Annotated in this window: 12 protein-coding genes; 4 read left to right on the top strand and 8 right to left on the bottom strand. The window is 39.7% G+C overall.

Annotated features, from left to right (window positions below; all coding sequences use genetic code 11):
* Together AC1M9A_RS10715 and AC1M9A_RS10710 are read left to right on the top strand one after the other, a co-directional pair.
* Positions 1 to 593, top strand: a 593-nt coding sequence (locus AC1M9A_RS10715; protein WP_481610175.1) for a DUF2345 domain-containing protein, incomplete at its 5' end; no start/stop codon positions are given.
* 2 nt (positions 594 to 595) lie between these two features.
* Positions 596 to 3658 (top strand): hypothetical protein, encoded by a 3063-nt coding sequence (locus AC1M9A_RS10710; RefSeq protein WP_481610174.1) that lies wholly within the window; start codon positions 596 to 598, stop codon positions 3656 to 3658.
* Between the two features lie 19 nt (positions 3659 to 3677).
* Here the strand turns inward: AC1M9A_RS10710 and AC1M9A_RS10705 are convergent, their stop codons facing one another.
* The 8 genes from AC1M9A_RS10705 to AC1M9A_RS10670 form a co-directional block, all read right to left on the bottom strand.
* Complete coding sequence (locus AC1M9A_RS10705) at positions 3678 to 4658, bottom strand: formylglycine-generating enzyme family protein (RefSeq protein WP_481610178.1); 981 nt, start codon at positions 4656 to 4658, stop codon at positions 3678 to 3680.
* A gap of 180 nt (positions 4659 to 4838) precedes the next feature.
* Positions 4839 to 6254: an efflux transporter outer membrane subunit gene (locus AC1M9A_RS10700; RefSeq protein ID WP_481610173.1), complete on the bottom strand. Its 1416-nt coding sequence runs from the start codon at positions 6252 to 6254 to the stop codon at positions 4839 to 4841.
* A 12-nt stretch (positions 6255 to 6266) separates the two neighbouring features.
* Positions 6267 to 8243, bottom strand: coding sequence for a MacB family efflux pump subunit (locus tag AC1M9A_RS10695; RefSeq protein ID WP_481610172.1), 1977 nt, complete (start codon positions 8241 to 8243; stop codon positions 6267 to 6269).
* 2 nt (positions 8244 to 8245) lie between these two features.
* Positions 8246 to 9598, bottom strand: a complete 1353-nt coding sequence (locus AC1M9A_RS10690) for a MacA family efflux pump subunit (RefSeq protein ID WP_481610171.1) — start codon at positions 9596 to 9598, stop codon at positions 8246 to 8248.
* 123 nt (positions 9599 to 9721) lie between these two features.
* On the bottom strand, positions 9722 to 10708 hold the full coding sequence (gene holA, locus AC1M9A_RS10685; RefSeq protein ID WP_481591673.1) for a DNA polymerase III subunit delta: 987 nt from the start codon (positions 10706 to 10708) through the stop codon (positions 9722 to 9724).
* A 6-nt stretch (positions 10709 to 10714) separates the two neighbouring features.
* Positions 10715 to 11278 (bottom strand): LPS-assembly lipoprotein LptE, encoded by a 564-nt coding sequence (locus tag AC1M9A_RS10680; protein ID WP_035270158.1) that lies wholly within the window; start codon positions 11276 to 11278, stop codon positions 10715 to 10717.
* Positions 11279 to 11521: 243 nt separating this feature from the next.
* Positions 11522 to 14143 carry a leucine--tRNA ligase gene (leuS, locus tag AC1M9A_RS10675; RefSeq protein ID WP_481610170.1) on the bottom strand — a complete coding sequence of 874 codons (2622 nt, stop codon included), beginning with the start codon at positions 14141 to 14143 and terminating at the stop codon, positions 11522 to 11524.
* Positions 14144 to 14265: 122 nt separating this feature from the next.
* Positions 14266 to 14625: a DUF4124 domain-containing protein gene (locus tag AC1M9A_RS10670; protein ID WP_481610169.1), complete on the bottom strand. Its 360-nt coding sequence runs from the start codon at positions 14623 to 14625 to the stop codon at positions 14266 to 14268.
* 554 nt (positions 14626 to 15179) lie between these two features.
* On the opposite strand from AC1M9A_RS10670, the gene AC1M9A_RS10665 reads away from it, so the two are divergent.
* Together AC1M9A_RS10665 and ilvN are read left to right on the top strand one after the other, a co-directional pair.
* Entirely contained in the window at positions 15180 to 16907 is a 1728-nt protein-coding gene (locus tag AC1M9A_RS10665; RefSeq protein ID WP_035265632.1) for an acetolactate synthase 3 large subunit, read from the top strand.
* On the top strand, positions 16904 to 17395 hold the full coding sequence (gene ilvN / locus AC1M9A_RS10660) for an acetolactate synthase small subunit (protein ID WP_035265631.1): 492 nt from the start codon (positions 16904 to 16906) through the stop codon (positions 17393 to 17395). Before AC1M9A_RS10665 ends, ilvN begins: the two co-directional genes overlap by 4 nt.
* Positions 17396 to 17432 lie beyond the last annotated feature (37 nt).

Raw genomic sequence — 17432 nt, 5'->3', positions numbered from 1 at the left:
AAATTGCACAAGGAAGCATTAACACCAGTACGCAAGACAGCATCATCGGACATGCCAGCAAAAAGATCAGCTTATTTGCAGCGCAAGAAGGAGCACGACTGTATGCAGGGAAAGGGAAGATCGAGATTCAAGCTCAAGGGGATGGTGCTGACCTGATTGCAAGAAAGGGGGTGCAGATTATTTCGACGGAAGATACGATTTATATCACTAGTCCGAATGAAATTAATCTAACCGCAGGCGGCTCACAAGTAAAATTAAATAGCTCTGGGATATTACCAACCACAGGAGGCAAGTTTGAGGTTAAGGCAGGGCAGCATAAGTTTATTGGTGGTGAAAAGGTAATTGTTCCAAAATTGAAATTAAATACATCACCATGCTATTTGACGTTTGAAATTGTAGATGATCAAGGTAATCCAGGTAAAAATGTTGATTACATAGTTTTTAGAGCAGATGGGACACAAGAAAAGGGTAAAACGAACTCCCAGGGTCTCACAAAGCGTTATGAAACACAGGGTCCGGAGCAAATTTATATTCATATTTCAGATAAGAATGGATCTAAATATAGAGTTATTCAAAATCAAGAAGAAGCTTAAAGATGAGTAAATATACAATATTAGAACATGTAATTTATTTTTATAATCAAAGAAATGAAGCACTAGATAATGTTTCTTATACTTTAGTTTTTATATCAAAGGATGGTACAAAAGAAACATATAAAGATAAAACTGATAAAAACGGTAAAACAAAACCAATAAATATTACCAAAAATGGAAATATTCATATTTTTGTAGAAGGTTTTAGTTCAATTTTTGCTACAAAAAAAACAATTAAACCTATTTTAGCTGAAGGAAGCTCTATAATTCAAATTAATGAAAAGAGTTTGGATGATAATTTAAAATTTCCTACTGAAAGTCAATATAAACTACAGCAAAAAGCAAATGCTCAAGCAATTGAAAATATAAAAAAAGCAGCACAAAAAAATAATAAAGGTTCAACTTTTTTTGGAGGTTTAGGAGGTAATACATCCGGGTTTCCGACACTAGATAAAAGTAATAAGCCAAATATATATCAAAAAAAATTGGAACCTATTTCTTATAATGACTACAAAAAAAATAACACTGTTGTGATTAAAAAGCCTAAAAGATTAAAATTTAAAAATTATGCAATGTTTCAGTTTATCTTATCTAATACTAAACCTGTTGCAAATATAAAATATCAAATATTTGGTGTGGGGCAAGATAAACCAATTGTAAACTCTAAACCTAGCCCTGCCGATGATAAAGGGTTTACTCAACTTGCTAATACATACAGAAGAGTATATTTAAAATATTTTATTGGAGATAATGAACATGATTCCCAGAAGTATAATACAATTACTTGTGTTGATCCGCAGGTAATTTATCAAATTATTTTTCCTGCTTCTAAAAGTACCACCTACCCAAATGCAAACAATAAAGCTTCTCTCGCTTCATTAAAAAAACCACCAATTATAATTAATCCACATACTAATGAACTACTTATTTTACCACCATCACTCTATCAAGAGTTTGATAAGAAAACTTCCGTGCTAGCAAAGGCAGTTGAAAAAGTACATCAGTCAAATGCTAATTTACGGCGTGCTATACAAGAGCGCGATATTAATCAAATTCGTGAAATGGAAAAAAGGTTAAATATTGATCAAAAAGATGCGATAGACAAAATTAATGGAGAATTCCAAGCTAGAAATGATTTAGAGGAAGTTTTGATTGCTGAGCGATTTGTTGAGAATGGAAAAACTAAAACTAATTTATTACGAAGATATTTAAAACCATCCAATTATAACAGATTAAAAAATTCACGTTTAAATGAAGAGTTAAGAGTCGAAATTACAAATGCATCTAATCAGAATGGTGTAGCCAATCCGAATATTATTCAAAAAAGTTTTGATGGGATTAGCTCTAAATTATTAAACGCAAAAGGAGAAATTGGCAGTGATGAAAAAGCCATTTATGACCTAATTGGCGGGCTCGGTGGAGAGATTTCTGAGCAGTATAGAAATAGTCATGGAATAGATGTAAGTCAACAGGCACAGTGGATGCGTCTTGTTGCAGGTGGTAAAGGTGAGGCGGAATTAAGTGTTTCCTCTCAAGGTGTAAAATTGAATGCAAGTGGTGATGCTTCAGCAAAATGGACCATATTCGAAGGAAAAAAGGAGTGGAGAAAATTTTATCCAAGTGAATCTGGATGGAATATTGAGTATGAAAACTATTCCTTAGGTGAAATAAGATTTTTAATTGGCTGTGAAGTTTCTGGTTTTTCAGGAGCCAATTTAGGTATAGCAGGTAACTTATCAATTGATATTACGCATCAGGGAACAACGCAAGTTATTACTGCAGTGGCTCGTGAACCACAAAGATCTATTGCAAATATGATGAACAGGCAAAATCGACCTGCCTTTAAAACTGGTGAGGGTGATTTAGAGTTAATGCAAGAAGCTAAAGAAAATCAAAATACAGCTCATACAGAAATTAAAGCTTTTGCTGGTATGAATATCACTGGGGCCTTAAAGGGAGGGATTGAATGGTTCGATCCTGGTATAGATGGTGAATCACAGCCTCAATTTGTTACTATTGCAATAGCTTCTCTTGGTGGTGGAGTAAGTGCGGGTGTAGGAGCTGAGGGACAGTTTCAAATCGGTTATTCTGCTGCTACAAATACGTTTAGAATTTTAGTTGCTGCTCATCTATGTTGGGGTGTGGGTGCTAAAGGTACGGCGGCATTTGACGTCGGAACAGATCAATTAATGAATTTTGCTGGCTTCTTAAAATCTCAACTTGGTTACGCTGGCTTTAGGACTTTAGCATTTGTTAATTCAGCCAGTTTTATGATGCTTTCACAGGCTTTAGCTTACTGTATAGGAGATAATCATCCTTTAACAGCAGATGTAAGAAATACAGCGCGAGATTATATCGCTTGGATTCGAAGATTAGATATAGATCAAGGTCGTCTACAAACAGCACGTAGAGTTAACTCGAACACAGGGCGGCGTGAATTACTCTATGCTACACCCGAAACAAAAGGGATCTTGTTGTATGCAGTTTCCCATTGGACTGATCGCACAGCTCCTATTTTAGATATTAGGATCGGTTTATCATTGACAAGTGTAGAAGTTGATTTCTTCCCAGAACGTAAAACAGCAATAATCAACATATTGGCGACTTGCATTACTGAAGCTGAATGGAAGAATACAATTCAACATATACATCCTGAAGGCTCAAAATTAACAGAATCCCAATTGGGAAAAGTAGAAGGTGATTTAGTTCGCTTCTTGAACTACGATAAATTAGAAAATCAAAAAGTTAATGATGAAAGAGCTAAAACTATTATTCATTGTATTAATAAAGGTATTGAATATGGTGGAGAGTTAAACTCTTGGCTTAAAAAATATATAGAATATAGAAAAGGGGTAAAAAAAATCCAGAATCATCGCAACTATATGTTAGTCCGTAATCAAGATGATTATAGGTTTAAGACTTTTGAAGAAATGCAAGATTATGAAAATGATAATAAAGATCAAAAAGTGCTTATGGCTAGTAATATTGGAACATTAGCACCATTTGAAGATCCATATAGTTTGGTGGAATCGAACCCATTTGAGGATCAAGAGTATAACGTTTAAGTTATACTCTTTTTCAAATTTATAAGTTTGCAGCACAACGCACAGAGTTATTTTTATTTAAATCAATTGAGTCTTTGTATTTAGAGTTTTTATAGTATTCGAGATCTTTTGGATCTGCTGTGGGATATAAAGCATGACGACTAATTGTAAGCCCTCCTGACATTTTAATGTTTTGTCCATCATCTGGGTAAGTGCTTCGGACTACTTTTTTAGTGCCTGTTTGGGGACCTTGCGGATTATGTTCAGGAGATTTACTGTAATATTGAGGATCATACCAATCAAGCATCCACTCATAATTATCGGTAATCATGTCATAAAATCCCATTTTTGTTGGTGGGAATTGTTTTAGGAGAGGTACAACTTCTATAGTCTTATATTTGGATTTAATTTCACTTCTTTGGTCAAAGCTCCAAATATTTTTACCATTTTCTAATTTTCCATTGTTGGTTGGATACATAATCATTTGACCACGATTACGAGCTGCATATTCCCATTGCGCCTCTGTTGGTAAATCCATTTTTAAATTGAGTTGTTTTCCTAACCATTGGCAATAATCACGTGCCTGATACCAATTTACGCCAGCAGCAACTTCAGGAATTCGATCTACTTTTGAAAATTCATCAAAAATTCCAATAGGTTTTTGGTTGGTTGCAGCAGTATATATATCAAAATCAGCATAAGTCGCTTTGGTTGCACTCAATCTATAGTCAGATAGGGTCACTTTGTGTAATGGTGTGGCATCACCATCTCCATCATAGGGGAGTCCGTCTTGACTATGTTGAGGACCAAAGTCGCCCATCATAAAACTTCCACCTTTTACTAAAATAAGTTCTCGTTTAGTTTTTTCTAAAAGCTCATTGATTTTCTTTTGTAAATTAGGATCTTGAGAAGTAGGTTGACTTGGTTTATTTAATGGTTCTTTACTAGGTTCAGTGGTTGTTTTTGCACAAGCAGTAAGTGCAAGAGTAGAACATAAAAGAGCAACTAAATTTTGTTTCATCATTTTATTATTCAGCAAATTACAGAGGTTATGAGTATTATCATATTAAAAGTATAGATATGGATAAAGTTTGGTTTTGTAATATTATGATGATCAAAGTTTAGGTATTTATAGTTGTTAGAGTTTGAAAGACAATTTGAAAATAGGTGAGTTTAAAAAAGCCCTTTCGGGCTTTTTTATTTAAGGCAACTGTTGAATTGGACTACCGCCCAAAGCCTGCAATAACGTCACATAAGCATTGTACTGCATCTGTTTAGCCTGAACCAAACTCAAATGTGCTTCACGTGTCGTGCGCTGGGCATCGATCAAATTTTTCAGCGCCACAGCACCATTTTTATAACGGACTTGGGTCAGTTGTTCTGTTTTCTCAGCCAGTTGCACATTACGTTCTTGTAGTGCCACTTGTTTGTCTATTTCATTACGTGCGGATAACGCATTTTCAACATCGGCAAATGCTTTATATAGCGTCTGACGGTATTGAATAATAGACTTTTCATATTCAAGTTCATTGACACGCAAATCACGCTTCATGTCATTCCATTGCAGGAAAGGGAGCGTAAGACCCGCACCCAATATCGCAGCAGGATTCGACAGCACGTTGCTGAGTGACGTGCTTGCGCCTCCTGTGCTAATGCTGCCAGTTAAATTAATCGAAGGATAATAGCTGGCCTTATTGGCATCTTTGTTCGCCAATGCTTTACGTAAACGTAACTCAGCTGCCTGCAAGTCAGGACGACGGGATAAAAGTTCAGCAGGTAAGCCCGATTGAATTTGAGGTAGGGCAGAACGTGGTAAGCGCTGTGGCTCCGCAATATTCAACTGTTGAACAGGTTGATTCAGTAAAACTGCAAGAGCAGTCCGTGTTTCAACTTTTTGCTGTTCGATCTGGCTTAACGTAGCTTTTTGACTTTGAACTGCTTGTTCGGCTGAAGCCAAATCAAGTCCAGAGACAGCCCCAGCACGATATTGGGTACGCACCAATTCATAAGTTTTTTGGGTGCTTGCTAAATTTTGTTGAGCCACAGATAGGCGTTCATTAAGATATCCCAATTGCCAATACAATTGTGCAGTTGTTGCAATCAGGCTTTGTGCAGTGGCTTGTAAATCTTGCTCAGTCGCAAGCGCTTCCCATCGAGATGCTTCAGTTTGATTGGCCAATTTACCGAATAAATCCAGCTCATAGCTTAAGCCAGGATAGTTCAGTGAAATACCATTTGAAGAATCACCATCACCATCTAAACTAAAACGATGACCGACCGATGCACCTGCATTGCCAATACGCACACCTTGCTGACTTTCAGATTGCTTGGCTTGAATGCGTGCTTGTTGCAAATTAATCCCAGCAACAGCTAAATCAGTATTACGGGCAATCACTTGTTCAACCAATTGGTTGAGCTGTGCATCACCAAATAATGTCCACCATTGATCATGAAAAGCCTGTTGGTGGATATTTTGGCTGTGTTGTTGGCTGTTTTGAAAGCCCTGTGGAATATCGGCTGCAGGAGCTTGATAAGGCGTTTTCACTACAGCCGCACAGCCGACTAAAGAGCCTGTTAATGCTAAGGTCATGAACAGTTTATGAAGTTGATTACGCATAGTTATACCTTATTATTCTCTTGACAGTGCATCGACAGGATTTAAACGAGCAGCATTTCGTGCTGGGATAAAACCGAATACGATCCCGATTAAACTTGAACAAACGAATGCAGCTATTATTGATGTGGTTGAATACGCCATTTGGAACGTGCCACCAGCAAAGTGTGTAATCAGCTGACCAATTCCCAGTGATAATAACACCCCAAGGATACCGCCTAAAATACACACTAATACGGCTTCAATCAGGAATTGTTGCAAAATATCGCTTTGTCGAGCACCCACGGCCATTCGCACACCAATTTCTTGCGTTCGTTCAGTGACAGACACCAACATAATGTTCATGACACCGATACCACCAACGACTAAAGAAATCACAGCAATCGCAGAAATGAGTAAAGTCATTGTAGCGGTAGTTTGCTGGATGGTTTCACGAATACTGTCCGCATTTTGAGTGAACACGTCTTGCGCCCCGTGGCGTTGAACGAGTAAATTCAAGATTGCATTTTCAGCAGCAGTGCTTGAATATTCATCTTTTACACGAACGATGATGCTTCTCACATTCGACTGTCCAAGCATTCGACTCATGACGGTTGAGTAAGGGAGATAGACATTAAGACTATCTGAATTACCCATTGCACCTTGTTGAGCATCTACGATACCAATAATACGACTAGGTACACTGCCCAATAGAATTACTTGACCAATAGGATCCGTACCATCGCTAAAGAATGTCTTTTGGGTATTGGTATCAATCACAACATCTTGGGCTTGTTCAGTAACACTATGTTTGTCAAATGGTTGACCTGATTTAAACGTTAAACCACGCACATAGAAAAAGTCTTCACTCACGCCATTGACTGTCGTGGATGCCTCTACATCTTTATATCTTCCCGTGACAGAACTATTGACTGAAGGACTTACACCATCGACGTAAGGCTGTTCCGCTAATGCATCAGCATCAGCAGGGATTAAGGTCTTGGCCTGAGAAGATCGGGAGTTATCACCAAAACCACGTCCTTGGTAGACCGTAATGGTATTGGTGCCCAAACTACTAATATTTTCTAAAATTTGTTTTTGTGATCCATTACCAAGTGCGACAACCGAAACGACAGATGCGATCCCGATAATGATTCCGAGCATGGTCAAAAAAGTACGCATTCGATGAGCATTCATGGCCAGAAGCGCCATGCGGAAAGCTTCACCTAAACGGTCTAAAGCTGAACGCCAAGACGATGTTTTCTTTTGCTCAGCACGAATCAATTCTTCACGTTCAAAGCCATCATCAATCTCAGGAACATTGGGTTCATCAGAAATAATATTACCGTCTGAAATCTCAATAATACGAGTCGCATTTTTGGCAACATTGTGATCATGAGTAACGAGAATGATGGTATGACCTTTGGCATTCAGCTCGCGTAAAATACGCATCACTTCAATACCGCTGTTTTTATCTAATGCCCCAGTAGGCTCATCGGCGAGAATAACATCACCGCCATTCATCAACGCGCGAGCAATCGAAACACGCTGTTGCTGACCACCTGAAAGTTGACTTGGGCGGTTTTGGGTTTTTTCACCTAGACCTAAATCGGACAAAAGTTGAACCGCACGATCATGGCGTTCAGAAGCATCAGCGCCGGCATAGATCGCAGGGACTTCGACATTACCAGCTGCATTTAAGTCACCAAGTAAATGGTAGCGCTGGAAGATGAATCCGAAATATTCACGGCGTAATTGAGCAAGTTCATCAGGTTCTAGCTCACGTGTTTCGCGGCCCTTAACCTTGTAGCTACCATTGGTCGGTTTATCTAAACATCCTAAGATGTTCATCAGTGTTGATTTTCCTGAGCCTGACTGACCTACAATGGCAACCAATTCTCCAGGATAAATCTCAAGATTTACCCCTTTTAGAATTTGCACAGTAGATTCACCAGCAGGGAATTCACGGGTCAGGTTTTTGACCTCGAGTAGAGGTGTTCTCGTCTGACTCATAATTACATTCTCATTGGACCAGCGCCACCACGTGCGCCACGTTTAGCTGAGTCATTTGATGAATCAGAGCCATCCGCAATTACAACTTTATCGCCTAATTTTAAACCGCGTAAAACTTGTGCTGTTGCACGGTTATTTAGACCGATAAGAACAGGGGTCGGTTTGGCTGTGCCATCTGCTTGAAGTACGCGTACCATAGCCATGGAAGCTTTACCTTGATCGACTAATGCCTTTTCCGCAGCGGTTAATTCTAAACGCTTAGGACGATCAGCTGATGAACGTTCGGCACGCCCTTCACCACGAGCTTGTTCATTACGTTCTTGGGCATTTGAACCCGCATTTGCACCACGCTGGCGAGCAGGACGATTAGAGCTTTGAACAGCAGAAGATGGAATAGTCAGTGCATTCTTTACTTCATCTAACACGATATAAACTTGAGCAGTCATATCAATACGCAATTTTCCATCTTCATTAGGAACATCGAATAGAGCGTTGTAATACACAGCTGTGCTTGATGAAGATGAATTTGAGTTGTTGGTTTCTGTATTGATTGAGTTAGGTGCAGGTTCAACTTGACGCAGTGTTGCGTAATGCTTTTTCTCGCTATTACCTAAAGTAGTGAAATAAACAGTTTGACCTTCCTCAACACGCATAACATCTGCTTCAGAAATTTCAGCCTTAACCGTCATGGTGTCAAGTTTTGCTAATTTCACGATGGTTGGCGCGCTTTGATTCGCGTTCACTGTTTGACCTTCTTCAGTCACAATTGCCACAATTGTGCCATCCATCGGAGCAACGATACGGGTATAGCCTAAATCTTCTTTAGTCGTAGCCAGTGATAAACGAGATTGCTCGATTTGAGCATTCATCGCGATGATATCGGCTTGAGCAGTTTTATAACTTGCTAATGCGGAATCATATTCGGCACGAGAAGTTGCATCTTGGGCATACATGGCTTTTTGGCGATTATATTCCGCCTCAACTTTAGTCAGATTTGCTTGTTTGACTGCCAATTGAGCCAACTGATTTTTAATACTGGCTTCAGCTGTTTTTAGATCATTTTCCTGACGAACGGAATCGATTTGAGCAATCAGTTGACCTTGTTTAACTTGATCGCCCAGTTGTACATACATTTTTTTCACCTGACCTGAAACCTGTGCACCAACGCTAACCATTTTGGTCGCTTCTAATACACCTGTTGCAAGGACAGAGTTTTCAATATCACCACGTGTCACTTCAGCGGTAATAAACTGAGGTTGCTCATCTTTAGGTTTAAAAAAATACCAAGCTAAAGCGATAGCTGCAATCGTAATGATCGCGATGATAATCAATTTCGTTGGTTTTATTTTTTGCATGGCGATATTGAAAAATGACGGAAATTGAGAGAATTATAATGATGAAATAAGGATAAAAAGTGTATTTTTCTTAAATAAAATCAATAATCATTTTTATAGTTATAAATAGACCTTGCTCGTTAACTAAGCAAACAAGGTTTTTCCACATAATTCAGCAATGGCTTGTTGTATGAGGTGTTCTGGATTTTCATTATTTTTGCCTTTGATGGCAGCATCGATTCTTAATAGCAATTGTGGCCATGTGAGAAATTGCTTGGGATTAAGACGTCTCAAGGCTTGTTGATAAAGACTGACTTTGGTTTTCCAGATGCCGAGTTGTAATGCATTTTGTGGTTGCTCAAAAAGTTGCATCAGTAAGCGCATTTCTTTGCTTACCGTCCATAAGACCAAACTATGTGGTTCGCCAGCTTCGACTAAATATTGGTATATTTTGATCGCTTGGCTTAGGTTGCCTGAAATTAATGCATCGCTTAAGTCAAAAGTGGTATAGCGTGATTGATCTTGTAAGCATTCGAGCAAATGTTGCATTTCAAGATGCTGTACATCGGGGAACGTGTCTGCCAGACGCATTAAGCTGTTTTTAGCAGCCAATAAATTATGTTCGTGGTGGACTTCGAGCCATTGCCATGCATCTTGGCTCAGTTGAATCCCAATTTTATCAGCTTCTATGCTGAGTATACGCTGACGATCTTGCGCATAAGTTGCTGTAAGAGGAACCAAGACGCCATTGGCTTCAATCGTTTGAAAAAACGCCGACTTTAAGCTACTGCTATCTTGCTTAGGCATAATGATCAACAACAAGTTGTGTTCATTATGCTGGATATAATGCTTGAGTAACTTTAACGCATTGGCATCTGGCTTAATGTTGCCATGGACCTCTACTGCGAGATTTTGTGAAAAAAGAGAAAGGCTGTTGAGTGCATTAAATACATTTTTCCAATCAGCAACGCTTTGGATGTCATAGCGTTCTCTTTCCACGTGATTGATGATCCAACTTTGACGGAAAGCATCTAAAAGATTTTGCTCAAGTAAAGGTTCTTGACCATGTAATACCCATGCACCACGTGCTTCGTTTACACGTTTTAATGCTTGTAGATAATCTAACTTCATTCTGAGTTACGGATTTTCAGAGGCAGTAGGTTCAAAAGTTTGTTGCACAGGTAACAGTACATTTGCTTCTGCTTTTGGCAGACGGTTTGCAGCAATTTGACGAGAGATCTGTTGAGCGACATCGTCAATTAAGATTTCACTGAGATATTTATTTTGTTGATCATCTGTGTTCACGGTTGCAACGTTATATTGATATGTACGTGTCGCAGTTAAAGTTCGAGGTTTTGTCACCAAGTTACCTTGACGATCTTCGATTTGGAAAGTCACAGAAAGTCTGAGTAGAACTTCAATGAGTTTGCCGTTGAGCTCATGGCGAATTGGTTTATAGTCAATGATACGCAATACATATGCATCGTTAGAGTTACTTAGTTGCACACCTGCAGCAGTGAGATAAACACTGAGTTTACGCTCTAAATCAGAAGTATTGGCAGGGAGTGCTAATTCAAGCTTTGTATAAGCCAGTGGCGTTGAAGTTGGATTGGTCCCTTTTAGATGAAATCCACAGCCGACCATAGTTGCGCTTAAGCCTAAAGTTAGAACAGCAATAGCTAAACGTTTGCTCAAATGCATTGTAGATCCTCTGTGTATTTCCTGAGACTCAGGATAAATTTTGAATATTCTGATTGTATGTGCAAAGCCCGTTGACTGGCAACGGGCTTTGTTTGGGAATTGTGAAATCCTTATATTCCCCTCTTTTTAAAAGAGGTGAGAAGCAATGCTTCGCAATGGAAATTAAATCCCTCCAAAGCTCCCTTTCTTGCGCTTTGATCTAAAGCAGTGCTTTATATCTTACTCAGGGAGGCTTTAAGGTTCTTAAACCACCAAATTCACTAATTTATTCGGAACAACGATTTCTTTCTTGGTTGGACCTGTTAAGAATTGTTGTACTTCAGGCAATGCTTTTGCTTGCGCCAGAATGTCATCTTTTGATGCATCTACAGACACTTCAAGTTTGCCACGAAGCTTACCGTTCACTTGAACCACAATGGTTTGTGTATTACGTGTTAATGCAGATTCATCCACTTGAGGGAATAATGTTGCATTTAACTCGATACCAAACTGCGCCAATAACGTTTCACTTAAATGCGGTGCAAATGGAGCAAGTAAAGTTAAAAGCGTTGTAATAGATTCACGTGCAACAGCAACATCGTTATCATCTTTTGCTTCAAACTTATTGTTCGCATTTAGAAGTTCCATCATGGCTGCAATTGCAGTGTTAAATGCGTGACGACGTTCGATGTCATCACCCACTTTTTGGATTGTTTCATGTGTTTTACGACGTAAATCTTGTGCAGCAGTTGAAAGATTTGCTTTGTCGATATTTGATGCATTGTTACCTTGTTCAAGGAAACCAGCAGCCAAACGCCATACACGTTTTAAGAAGCGGTTTGCACCTTCAACACCTGCATCAGACCATTCTAAAGATTGATCTGGTGGAGCAGCAAACATCATAAACACACGTGCTGTATCTGCACCGTATTGGTCAATAATAGATTGTGGGTCGATACCGTTATTTTTCGATTTCGACATTTTTTCTTGACCGCCAACGATAACGTCTTGACCATCACCTTTGTATTTTGCAGATGTGATACGACCTTTTTCATCACGCTCAAGTTCGATGTCAGCAGGGTTGAACCACGTTTTTTTACCTGATTCAGATTCGCGGTAATAGGTATCAGCAAGTACCATACCTTGCGTTAACAAGTTGGTGAATGGTTCGTTACCTTGTACTACACCTTCATCACGCATCAATTTGTGGAAGAAACGTGCATATAACAAATGCAGAATCGCGTGTTCAACACCACCGATGTATTGGTTTACAGGAAGCCAAGTTTGTCCCGCTTCAGGTTTAACCATACCACCAGTAAAGTCAGGCGATGCGTAACGAGCATAGTACCAGGATGATTCTACAAATGTATCAAGTGTATCTGTTTCACGACGTGCATCGCCGTTACAGCTTGGACATTTCGTTTCATAGAACTCAGGCATCTTGTTGAGAGGGTTACCTGAACCATCTGGTACAACGTCAGTTGGAAGTACAACAGGAAGTTGGTCTTCAGGTACTGGCACTTGACCACAGGTTGGACAGTTAATCATTGGAATAGGACAACCCCAATAACGCTGACGAGAAACACCCCAGTCACGTAAACGGAATTGAACTTTTACATTCGCAAGACCTTGAGGTTCAAGTTTTGCCAAGAATGCATCAAATGCACCTTGGAAGTCTAAACCGTCAAATTCGCCTGAATTGACCAATTTACCTTCTTTTGAGCCGTACCATTCTTGCCACTGAGTTGCATCAAAGTCTGCATCATCAGCACCTTTAGCATCAATCACTTGCTTAATGGTTAAGCCGTATTTGTTGGCAAACTCGAAGTCACGTTCATCGTGTGAAGGCACCGCCATCACCGCACCTGAACCGTAAGACATCAATACATAGTTTGCGATCCAAACAGGAACTTCTTCACCTGTGACAGGGTGCTTCACAGAAAGACCTGTCGCCATGCCTTTCTTCTCAGCAGTGGCAAGATCTGCTTCTGCCACAGAACCCATACGGCATTCTTCAATAAATGCAGCCAATTCAGGGTTAGTTTCAGCAGCTTTAAGCGCCATAGGGTGTTCTGCTGCAACAGCAACATACGTCACGCCCATTAAGGTATCGGCACGCGTGGTAAAGACTGTTAAGCCATCTGCATAAATTTCAGGATTTGCTGAAGGGAAGGTAATTTCCATACCCTGTGAGCGACCAATCCAGTTACGTTGCATCGTAAGGACTTGTTGTGGCCAACCGTCTTTGAGTGTGTCTAAATCGTCAAGTAATTCTTGCGCATAGTCAGTGATGCGGAAGTAGTACATTGGAATATCACGTTTTTCAACCAAGGCACCTGAACGCCAACCACGACCATTTTCTACTTGTTCATTTGCAAGTACAGTTTGGTCTACAGGGTCCCAATTTACCGTTGAAAGCTTACGGTAGATTAAGCCTTTTTTATAAAGCTGAACGAATAACCATTGTTCCCAGCGATAATATTCTGGTGTACACGTTGCAAATTCACGATCCCAATCAACCGCAAGACCTAATTTTTTAAGCTGATTACGCATGTAATCGATATTTTCAAAGGTCCATTTTGCAGGTGCAACTTGGTGTGCAATCGCAGCATTTTCAGCAGGTAAACCAAACGCATCCCAACCCATAGGTTGTAATACAGTTTCACCTTTTAAACGGTGGAAGCGGCTGATCACATCACCAATCGTGTAGTTACGTACATGACCCATATGCAGTTTGCCACTTGGGTAAGGGAACATCGAGAGGATATATCGACGTGGACCTTCTACAGTGTCGGCAACTTTAAAGGCTTTGCGAGATTCCCAGTCCTGTTGAACTTGGGGCTCAATCGCACTGGCTTGGTATTCAGAGTCAATGTGAGTAGTCATATACGTAATACAAGAGAACGGTTAAAAAATTTAGCGCACAGCATAGCGCAAAACGCACCTAAAAGTGAATTTTACAGACTGAAAATGGATGCAAAACTTAAATTAAGATCAAAAAGACAATTTCACTCATTTGAAACTTGAGTTTCGCTTAATGGAGCAGCATTTGTGTTTTGTGACTCAGTATTTGAAGCACCGTTTGTGTGCTGTTGCGTTGGTATCGTTTGAGTCTGTGAGGTTTGAGGAGCTTCGCTCGGGTTTGTATTGGAATTGACTGAGGTTGTTGGTGCTTTCCAACCATATGTTTCAACTTTACCTTTCTTTTTTGCTGATTTTGGTGGCGGGGTAGTGGTGTAGTGGGTTGAACCATTTTGATCGACCCATTTGTAATATTCTTTTGCCTGCACCATAGATGAATAAATAGAAACGAAAACAACCGTTGATGCTAAACAAGAAAGTTTTAAAGATGATGCTAGTGAATTCATGACTTCACCTATAAAGAAATATGAGGGGAGTGAGTTCTTTTACACGTTTATATCGCAGCATTTTGCTGGATACTGATGAAGATTAATTGGTTTTATTTTAATCAAAAAAATCATTTTGCGTATAAATTGTTTTATATAAATATTAAAAATAAGTGTTTGAATTTTTTTTTATAAATCATCCAACCAAAAGTTATCGTTTGAAAAATAATCGGTTGGTAAATAAACAATAAAAAGGTTTCGGCAAACCTTGACTTTGGTCGTGAAAAAACTAAAAATGCTGCTCTAGTTTTATATGTTTTGTTCGATCACCCTTCGAATAAATATCATGGCTTGCAATAACGTTGTCTCTAAGCCGAGACAATGAAATAGCAGAAATATGTTTATCCCAACATGTTGAATATGCAGTCGCAACTCAAACGGTTGTGATCGAAAAATTTTATTATTGCAGCAAAAACGATGAAATATGTGTGCTATAACAGTGCATACAAACGAATGAATGAAACACGACTTATGTCTCCCATAACCGTCGTGGAAATAAGATTAGGGTGAATACGTTGGAACTTTTATCTGGTGGTGAAATGCTTGTTCGCGCATTGGCGGACGAAGGCGTTGAACATGTTTTTGGATATCCAGGCGGCGCAGTTTTACACATTTACGACGCGCTATTCAAACAAGACAAAATTAATCATTACCTCGTGCGTCATGAGCAAGCTGCTGGTCATATGGCAGATGCATACTCGCGCGTAACAGGTAAGACAGGTGTTGTACTGGTGACTTCGGGTCCAGGTGCGACTAATACTGTGACACCAATTGCGACAGCTTACATGGACTCAATCCCAATGGTGATTTTGTCTGGTCAGGTTGCAAGCCATTTGATTGGTGAAGATGCATTCCAAGAAACGGATATGGTTGGTATTTCTCGTCCAATCGTGAAACACAGTTTCCAAGTGCGTCATGCGAGTGAAATTCCAGCGGTTATTAAAAAAGCTTTCTATATCGCGTCATCAGGTCGTCCAGGTCCTGTGGTTGTTGATATTCCAAAAGATGCAACAAACCCTGCTGAAAAATTTGCATACGAATACCCTGAAAAAGTAAAAATGCGCTCTTACCAGCCGCCACATCGTGGTCATACTGGTCAGATCCGCAAAGCTATTGATGAATTGATCAATGCTAAACGTCCTATTATTTATACGGGCGGTGGTGTTGTTCAAGGCAATGCATCACATTTATTGACTGAATTAGCACATCTATTGGGTTATCCAGTAACCAATACATTGATGGGGCTAGGTGCATTCCCTGGTAATGATCCTCAATTTATTGGTATGTTGGGTATGCATGGGACATATGAAGCGAACATGACCATGGGTCACGCTGATGTGATTCTATGTGTTGGTGCACGTTTCGATGACCGTGTAACCAATAATCCTGCAAAATTCTGTCCAAATGCGAAAGTGATTCACATTGATATCGATCCTGCTACGATTTCAAAAACAATCATGGCGCATATCCCAATCGTGGGTGCGGTAGAGCCAGTTCTTCAAGAAATGTTAGCGCAATTAAAACAGCTGAATATTTCTAAGCCGAACCCTGAAGCTATTGCGGATTGGTGGAAACAAATCAATGAGTGGCGTCAGGTTCATGGTTTGAAATATGAAAAACCAACTGACGGTACGATGAAACCTCAACAAGTTGTTCAAGCTTTAGATAAAGTAACGAACAGCCAAGCAATCATCACTTCTGACGTTGGTCAACATCAGATGTTTGGTGCGTTGTATTACAAATACACACGTCCACGTCAATGGATTAACTCAGGTGGCTTAGGCACGATGGGTGTTGGTCTTCCATATGCGATGGCGGCTAAGCTTGCATTCCCTGACCAACAAGTTGTTTGTATTACAGGTGAAGCATCCATTCAGATGTGTATCCAAGAGCTCTCAACATGTAAGCAATATGGCCTAAATGTTAAAATCTTGTGCTTAAACAACCGTGCTTTAGGTATGGTGAAGCAATGGCAAGATATGAATTATGAAGGTCGTCACTCAAGTTCATATGTTGAGTCATTGCCTGACTTTGCGAAGTTGATGGAAGCTTACGGACATGTAGGTATTCAAATTGATCATGCGGATGAGCTTGAATCGAAGCTTGCAGAAGCAATGGCGATTAATGATAAATGTGTATTCATCAACGTGATGGTTGACCGTACTGAGCATGTTTATCCGATGTTAATCGCGGGTCAATCTATGACAGATATGTGGTTATCTAAAGGGGAGCGCACAGCATGAGACATATCATCTCTGTTCTCATTGAGAACGAATCTGGCGCGCTTTCACGTTTAGTGGGTTTGTTCTCACAACGTGGTTATAACATTGAAACTTTGAACGTTGCGCCAACAGAAGACCCAACAATGTCTCGTTTGACATTGACGACTTATGGTGATGATCACAAGATTGAGCAAATCACAAAACAACTCAACAAACTTGTTGAAGTGGTTAAAGTGGTTGACCTTTCTGAAGGTTCACACATTGAACGTGAATTGATGTTAATCAAAGTAAAAGCTTTGGGTTCTGCGCGTGCTGAAATTAAACGCACAGCAGATATCTTCCGCGGACAAATCGTGGATGTAACACCAACGACTTACACGATTCAAATCGCGGGTACAACTGAGAAAATTGATGGTTTTATTGATGCTTTGGCAGAGAATACCATTCTTGAAGTTGTACGTTCAGGTGTGTCTGGTATCGCACGTGGCGAAAAAGTTTTAACAATCTAATTTTTTATTAACAAATTCTTCCCTCCTCCGAGAGGAG

It is taken from the genome of Acinetobacter sp. ANC_7634 (assembly GCF_056779875.1).
The sequence above is the reverse complement of the archived record's forward strand: the minus strand, read 5'-3'. Positions and strand labels throughout refer to the sequence as shown.

What these genes read in the sequence shown, in the direction of transcription:
- AC1M9A_RS10710 (WP_481610174.1), top strand. Translation starts at nt 596, where the DNA reads ATGAGTAAATATACAATATTAGAACATGTAATTTATTTTTATAATCAA.
- AC1M9A_RS10700 (WP_481610173.1), bottom strand. Translation starts at nt 6,254, where the DNA reads ATGCGTAATCAACTTCATAAACTGTTCATGACCTTAGCATTAACAGGC.
- AC1M9A_RS10690 (WP_481610171.1), bottom strand. Translation starts at nt 9,598, where the DNA reads ATGCAAAAAATAAAACCAACGAAATTGATTATCATCGCGATCATTACG.
- ilvN (WP_035265631.1), top strand. Translation starts at nt 16,904, where the DNA reads ATGAGACATATCATCTCTGTTCTCATTGAGAACGAATCTGGCGCGCTT.
- AC1M9A_RS10705 (WP_481610178.1), bottom strand. Translation starts at nt 4,658, where the DNA reads ATGAAACAAAATTTAGTTGCTCTTTTATGTTCTACTCTTGCACTTACT.
- holA (WP_481591673.1), bottom strand. Translation starts at nt 10,708, where the DNA reads ATGAAGTTAGATTATCTACAAGCATTAAAACGTGTAAACGAAGCACGT.
- AC1M9A_RS10670 (WP_481610169.1), bottom strand. Translation starts at nt 14,625, where the DNA reads ATGAATTCACTAGCATCATCTTTAAAACTTTCTTGTTTAGCATCAACG.
- AC1M9A_RS10695 (WP_481610172.1), bottom strand. Translation starts at nt 8,243, where the DNA reads ATGAGTCAGACGAGAACACCTCTACTCGAGGTCAAAAACCTGACCCGT.
- AC1M9A_RS10680 (WP_035270158.1), bottom strand. Translation starts at nt 11,278, where the DNA reads ATGCATTTGAGCAAACGTTTAGCTATTGCTGTTCTAACTTTAGGCTTA.
- leuS (WP_481610170.1), bottom strand. Translation starts at nt 14,143, where the DNA reads ATGACTACTCACATTGACTCTGAATACCAAGCCAGTGCGATTGAGCCC.